This is a genomic window from Streptomyces sp. WAC05292, assembly GCF_003949955.1.
Taxonomy (GTDB): domain Bacteria; phylum Actinomycetota; class Actinomycetes; order Streptomycetales; family Streptomycetaceae; genus Streptomyces; species Streptomyces globosus.
Map to the genome: position 1 here is coordinate 1 of NZ_RPSE01000369.1, position 6,349 is coordinate 6,349.

Sequence of the window (6,349 nt, forward strand, 5' to 3'; positions counted from 1 at the left end):
ACCCCCTACGGCACGGTCCGCGCCCCGTTCGTCCTGCGCTGCACCGAGGGCTTCACCGCGTCCCTCAAGGGCCAGAAGCGCTCCTGGCTCCCCATGAACTCCTCGATGATCGTCACCGCACCGCTGCCCGAAGCCACCTGGCAGCGCATCGGCTGGGACGGCGCGGAGACCCTCGGCGACATGGCCCACGCCTACATGTACGCCCAGCGCACCGCCGACGGCCGCATCGCCCTCGGCGGCCGGGGCGTCCCGTACCGCTTCGGCTCCCGCACCGACAACGACGGCAGCACCAGCGCGTCGACGGTCGCGTCCCTCACACACCTCCTGACGGCGTTCTTCCCCGCCCTCGCCGGAGTGGAGATCACCCACGCCTGGTCGGGCGTCCTCGGCGTACCCCGCGACTGGTGCGCCACCGTCAGCCTCGACCGCACGACGGGCCTCGGCTGGGCCGGCGGCTACGTCGGCTCCGGCGTCGCCACCTCGAACCTCGCCGGCCGCACCCTGCGCGACCTGGTCCTCGGCGACACCACCGAGCTGACCACCCTCCCCTGGGTGAACCACCGCGTGCGCCCCTGGGAGCCGGAACCCTTCCGCTGGCTCGGAGTCCACGCCCTGTACGCGGCCTACCGCGAGGCCGACCGCCGCGAGGCCGCCACCCACACCCCGACGACAACCCCCCTGGCCCGCCTGGCCAACCGCATCGCAGGCCGCCACTGACCCCGCAGGCACACGAGAAAGACCCCGGACCTGAGGTCCGGGGTCTTCAACCCGTGGAATGGAGCCGCCTATCGGAATCGAACCGATGACCTGATCATTACAAGTGAACTGCTCTGCCAACTGAGCTAAGGCGGCATGTGTGACGCTGCACAGCACACAGATCGCCCCCACTTTACACAGCCCCACGCCCCCGCAGCGAAGGCGATTTCCCGCCTCCCGCAACCAACCGCCCGCACGTTCGTTCTCCGTACGGACGTGCACACCCGAAGGCCGGACCGCACGCGGGAGGGGGCGACCATGAACAGCAGCGACCACACCGCCTCGCCCCCCGCCAGTCCTACGGGAGGACCGGAACCCCGGCCGCGCGTCTACCGCTACCGCTTCTATCCGGACGAAGACCAGGCCGCACAACTGACCCGCACCTTCGGCGCCTGTCGATGGGTCTACAACCAGGGCCTCGTCCTGCGCACGACCGCCTGGCGCGACCACGGCCTCCGTGTCGGCTTCGCGGAAACCTGCCGCGCCCTCACCGGCTGGAGACACACGGCGGAGACCTCCTGGCTCCGCGACGTCTCCTCGGCGGTGCTCCAGCAGTCCCTGCGGCACCTCGACGCGGCCTTCTCCCGCTTCTTCCAGCGCACGGCCACCCACCCCGAACCGAAGCGGAAGAACCGGTCCAGGGACTCCGCGACCTACGTGCGCACCGGCTTCCGCTGGCGCGAGGACCCCGAACGGCCCGGCACCGGCCTGATCAGCCTCGCCAAGCAGTCCGAACCGCTCGACGTGCGCTGGTCTCGCCCGCTCCCGCCGGGTGCGGCGCCCGTGAAGCTGACGGTGACCCGCGACCGGGCCGGGCGCTTCTTCCTCCAGATCCTCGTGGAGGAGCACATCACGCCACTGCCGCCTGCCCTGGGCCCTGACCACACCACCCCGCGGGCCGTCGGACTCGACCTCGGTCTGGCAGCGCTGGCCACCCTGGACGACGGCACAAGGGCCGGCCACCCCCGCCTCCTCCGCACGTACGGCAGGAAGCTCGCGCACCTCCAGCGGGAGCTGCACCGGAAGGAGCGGGGCTCCGCCAACCGCGGCAAGGCGCGCGCCAGACTCGCCCGGCTCCACGCCGCGATCGCGGACGCCCGCCGGGACGCCCTCGACCAGCTCACCACCCGCCTCGTGCGCGAGAACCAAGTGCTCGTGGTGGAGGAGCTGGCAGTCGCCAACCTGGTGCGCTCCCGCTCCGGTCCCGGGCGCCGCCGCAAAGCCGGGCTGAACCGGTCGATCGCGGACGCCGCCTGGAGCACGCTGCTGCGCATGCTCCGGTACAAGTGCGAGTGGTACGGCCGCACGCTGGTAATCGTGGACCGGTTCTTCCCGTCGACCCGCCGCTGCTCTGCCTGCCACGCGCACGGGGAGCGGCTCGACGTCTCGGTGCGGTCCTGGACCTGCGGCGCATGCGGTGCCGTCCACGACCGCGACGTGAACGCCGCCCGGAACCTGCGGCAGGAAGGACTGCGGCTGTACGAGCAGGCGGTCGCGGCCCTCCCGCCGGGCGGGCGGCAGCCGGCGGTCGTACGGGCCTCCGATCCGGCGGGGGCAGTCGCGGCGGCGTAGGAACCACGCAGGTCCGGGCCGACGGGCCGTCGGCCGTCCTGCCTGTGGAGCCCGTGTCAGACCGTCCGGGGTAGGCCATCCGGCCCCTCGGCGGCAGTGGGCAGTGAAGCAGGAACCGCAGCCCGCGAGGGCGCGGAACGGCCAAAAGAGCGGTGCTCTGCCCGACCGCCCCCACCCGCCCGCCCCCTGCCGAGGCGGACGTCACGCGGGGGCGGGTGCTGACAGGAGGCGGATTGCGGGGTAGCGTCGGGCGGAAGTCCGCTCTGCGGACCAGACCACTCACTTCCTTCCACTCGGATCGTCCGGCACGTTCCTGCCGGTAGAAGGGATGCACCCCCATGGCTTCCGTCACCTTCGACAAGGCGACCAGGCTCTACCCCGGCGGCGACAAGCCCGCCGTCGACGCCCTCGACCTCCAGATCGAGGACGGCGAGTTCCTCGTCCTCGTCGGCCCCTCCGGCTGCGGCAAGTCCACCTCGCTGCGCATGCTCGCCGGCCTGGAGGACGTCAACGGCGGCGCCATCCGCATCGGCGACCGCGACGTCACCCACCTGCCGCCCAAGGACCGGGACATCGCGATGGTGTTCCAGAACTACGCGCTGTACCCGCACATGACCGTCGCCGACAACATGGGCTTCGCCCTGAAGATCGCCGGCGAGGACAAGGCGACCATCCGCCGCAAGGTCGAGGACGCGGCGAAGATGCTCGACCTCACCCAGTACCTGGACCGCAAGCCGAAGGCGCTCTCCGGCGGCCAGCGCCAGCGCGTCGCCATGGGCCGCGCGATCGTCCGCAAGCCGCAGGTGTTCCTGATGGACGAGCCGCTGTCGAACCTCGACGCCAAGCTGCGCGTCTCGACGCGTACGCAGATCGCCGCGCTCCAGCGCGACCTCGGCATCACCACCGTGTACGTCACGCACGACCAGGTCGAGGCCATGACCATGGGCGACCGCGTCGCCGTGCTCAAGGACGGCCTGCTCCAGCAGGTGGACACGCCGCGGAACATGTACGACCGCCCGGCGAACCTCTTCGTGGCCGGCTTCATCGGCTCCCCGGCCATGAACCTGGTCGAGGTCCCCATCGCCGACGGCGGCGTGAAGTTCGGCGAGACCGTCGTCCCGGTGTCGCGCGAGGCGATCACCGCCGCCGCGGACGCCGGCGACCGCACCGTCACGGTCGGCGTGCGCCCCGAGCACTTCGACATCGGCACCGAGGGCGGCCTGACGATCACCGTCAACGTCGTCGAGGAACTCGGCGCGGACGGCTACGTGTACGGCCGCACCGACAAGGCGGACGGCGGCGGCCAGGACATCGTGGTGCGCGTCGGCGGCCGCAACGTCCCCGAGAAGGGCTCCAGCCTGCACGTCGTGCCGCGCGCCGACGAGATGCACGTGTTCTCCACCTCGACGGGCGCCCGCCTGTCCGACTGACGGCGCGCGCCGGACGGACACCGGTGCCGTGTGAAGGGGTGCCCCCGCCGGGGGGCACCCCTTTGCGGCTTTCGGCGGCGGTCCGCACCGAGTCGTCAACACGGGAATCGAAAAACCACGTCGAACCATCCCTCGACCGGGTGACTAATTGTCGTCGAAACCGCACTGAGCGCTACTCTCCCCTTCGTGACCCACACTGCCCGCCGAATCGGCCGATCCCTCGCCCTGGTCCTGCCCGTCGTCATGGTCCTGTCCGGGACCCTCGCGGTCACGATGGTCCCGTGGGCGGACAACAGCTCGTCCCGGATCCTGACCGCGTCCGCGGAGGACGTCTCCCTGCCCGCGAAGCCGCGCGCCCCCCAGGACGTGCTGCGCGACAAGCTCCTCGGGGAGCTCCGGGCGGGCGAGCAGCCGGGCGACGTCCTGACGCACCTGCAGCAGGAGGTGGACCGGCGGCCGTCGCTGGCGGGCCACTGCGCGGGCATCGCGCGGGCACTGGGCCGGGCCGCCGTGGAGGCGTACGGCCCGACGAAGGCGCAGTCGTACGCGCGCCCCGTCTGCGACACGTCGTACGCGTCGGGCGTGGCCTCGATGGGCTGACGCCGGGCTGACGCCAGGCGCCGGACCCCGGCATCCGGGTCGGCGGCGCCCGGTCCGGCTTCCCCGGGCGGGCCCCTACGCTGGCGGCCATGACCGACGTGCCACCGCCCCCCGTCCCCCGTTCCACCCGCTCCACCCGTTCCGCGGCCGCGATCCCGGCCCCGCTCGCGCAGGCTCCCACCCAGGCGGTGGTCCTGGCGGGCGGCCAGGGGTCGCGGCTGCGGCCGTATACGGACGACCGGCCGAAGCCGATGGTGGAGATCCCCGGCACCGGAGTGCCGATCATCGGGCACCAGTTGGCGTGGCTGGCGGCGGAGGGGGTGACGGACGCGGTGGTGTCCTGCGGGCACCTCGCGGGCGTCCTCCAGGAATGGCTGGCCGGGGCGGAGCTGCCGCTGCGGGTGACGACGGTGGTGGAGGAGGAGCCGCTCGGCCGGGGCGGCGGCCTCAAGTACGCGGCCCGGCACCTGCCGTCCCCGGACGCCCCCTGGTACGCGACGAACGGGGACGTCTGGACGCGCTTCTCGCTGCGCGAGATGGCCGCGTTCCACGCGGAGCGCGGCGCGGTGGCGACGCTGGCGCTGGCGCGGCCGCGGATCCCGTGGGGGGTGGTGGAGACGAACGAGTTCGGGCAGGTCCTGGACTTCATCGAGGCTCCGCCGTCGCCGTACCAGGTGAACGCGGGGGTGTACGTGTTCGCGCCGGACTTCGCGGCGCTCCTCCCGGACGTGGGCGACCACGAGCGGACGACGTTCCCCCGCCTGGCCCGCGAACGCCGCCTGGCCGGCTTCCCCCTGCCCCAAGGCGCGTACTGGCGCGCGATCGACACGGCGAAGGACCTGTCGGAGGCCGCCCGCGAACTGGCGGCCGCCCAGGGCGGTTCCTGAGCGGGGCTGCACGGAAGCGGGGCCCGGCGCGCTGTCCGCGCCGGGCCCCGCTCGTGTGCTGCCGGTGTGTCAGCCGAGGAGGCCGCCCACGAGGCCCGGCTTCGTGGAGGGGGTGTCGCCGCCGGTGGAGCCGCTGCGGGTGCCGGTGCCGCTCGACGGGGGCTTGGGGGTGGACTGCTTCGGGGCCGTGCCGGTGCCGGAGCTGCTGCCGGTGCGGGTCGACGCGGTGGGCTGGGAGCCGGTGCCGGAGGTCTGCCGCGAGGTGGTGCCCGAGGTGGTGCGGCCCGTCTTCGCGGAGGGGGACGGGGTGGCGGTGGGCTCCGGGGACTTGGAGGGCTGCTGGGTCGGGGACTGCTGCTGCTGGGGCTGCCGGGACTTGGCGGGGGGCTTCGGGAGCGGGGAGCCCGGCAGGTAGTTGCTGGGCGCCTCGCCGGGTCCGGGGACGGTGACGACGGTGCTGGAGCGGACGGCTCCGCCGAGGAGGGAGCCGATGAGGAGGGTGAGTCCGCAGACGACGGTGGCCATGATGGTTCCGCGGCGCAGGACGCGGCGGCGCAGGGTCCACAGCTCGGAGCGGGGGCCGAGGGTCCGCCAGGCTTCGCCGGCGAGGCGTCCGTCGAGGGAGTAGACGGGGGCGCCGGCGATGATCAGCGGGCTCCAGGCGGCCAGGTAGATGATGTCGGGGGCGTCGTAGGCGGGGACGGTCTTCCAGCTGACGGTCATCAGGAGCGCGGCGGAGAGCAGGGCTCCGATGCAGGCGGCGAGGCGCTGCCACAGTCCGAGGACGGTGAGGACGCCGACGATGACCTGGAGGAAGGCGACGCTGAGCCCGGCGCCGACGGGGTGGGCGAGGGCGAAGTCGCGGAGCGGTTCGGCCAGGGCCCAGGGGTGGAGGGTGCGGAGCCAGGTGACCATGGAGCCGCGTTCGCCGCCGTCGAAGTAGACGGGGTCGCACAGCTTGCCCATGCCGGCGTAGATGGAGATGAAGCCGAGGAAGACGCGCAGGGGGAGGAGGACGACGCCGAGGTTCATGCGGCGTCCGGGGTAGTACGAGGCCTGCGCGCGGCTGTCGGCGGGGGTGCGGCGGAGGGTGTCGTCCGGGTG

6 protein-coding genes and 1 tRNA gene are annotated in these 6,349 nt (G+C 73.0%); 5 read left to right on the plus strand and 2 right to left on the minus strand.

The features are described from left to right. On the plus strand, nucleotides 1–717 hold a 717-nt coding region (locus EF903_RS26885), incomplete at its 5' end, for an FAD-binding oxidoreductase (protein WP_125547435.1). Nucleotides 718–776: 59 nt separating this feature from the next. Here EF903_RS26885 and EF903_RS26890 read toward each other — a convergent pair. Further along, nucleotides 777–852: transfer RNA gene (locus EF903_RS26890), tRNA-Thr, on the minus strand. A 162-nt stretch (nucleotides 853–1,014) separates the two neighbouring features. Here EF903_RS26890 and EF903_RS26895 point away from each other — a divergent pair. The 4 genes from EF903_RS26895 (at nucleotide 1,015) to EF903_RS26910 (ending at nucleotide 5,245) form a co-directional block, all read left to right on the plus strand. After that, nucleotides 1,015–2,328: a transposase gene (locus tag EF903_RS26895; RefSeq protein WP_260615979.1), complete on the plus strand. Its 1,314-nt coding sequence runs from the start codon at nucleotides 1,015–1,017 to the stop codon at nucleotides 2,326–2,328. Nucleotides 2,329–2,666: 338 nt separating this feature from the next. Beyond that, nucleotides 2,667–3,758 (plus strand): ABC transporter ATP-binding protein, encoded by a 1,092-nt coding sequence (locus EF903_RS26900; protein ID WP_125547437.1) that lies wholly within the window; start codon nucleotides 2,667–2,669, stop codon nucleotides 3,756–3,758. A 186-nt stretch (nucleotides 3,759–3,944) separates the two neighbouring features. Further along, nucleotides 3,945–4,358: a hypothetical protein gene (locus tag EF903_RS26905; RefSeq protein WP_125547439.1), complete on the plus strand. Its 414-nt coding sequence runs from the start codon at nucleotides 3,945–3,947 to the stop codon at nucleotides 4,356–4,358. A gap of 89 nt (nucleotides 4,359–4,447) precedes the next feature. Next, a complete protein-coding gene (locus tag EF903_RS26910; protein ID WP_125547441.1) occupies nucleotides 4,448–5,245 on the plus strand; it encodes a nucleotidyltransferase family protein in 798 nt (265 codons plus the stop codon). Nucleotides 5,246–5,314: 69 nt separating this feature from the next. On the opposite strand, the gene EF903_RS26915 is transcribed toward EF903_RS26910, so the two are convergent. Next, a partial coding sequence (locus EF903_RS26915) for a DoxX family protein (RefSeq protein WP_125547443.1) occupies nucleotides 5,315–6,349 on the minus strand: 1,035 nt, incomplete at its 5' end.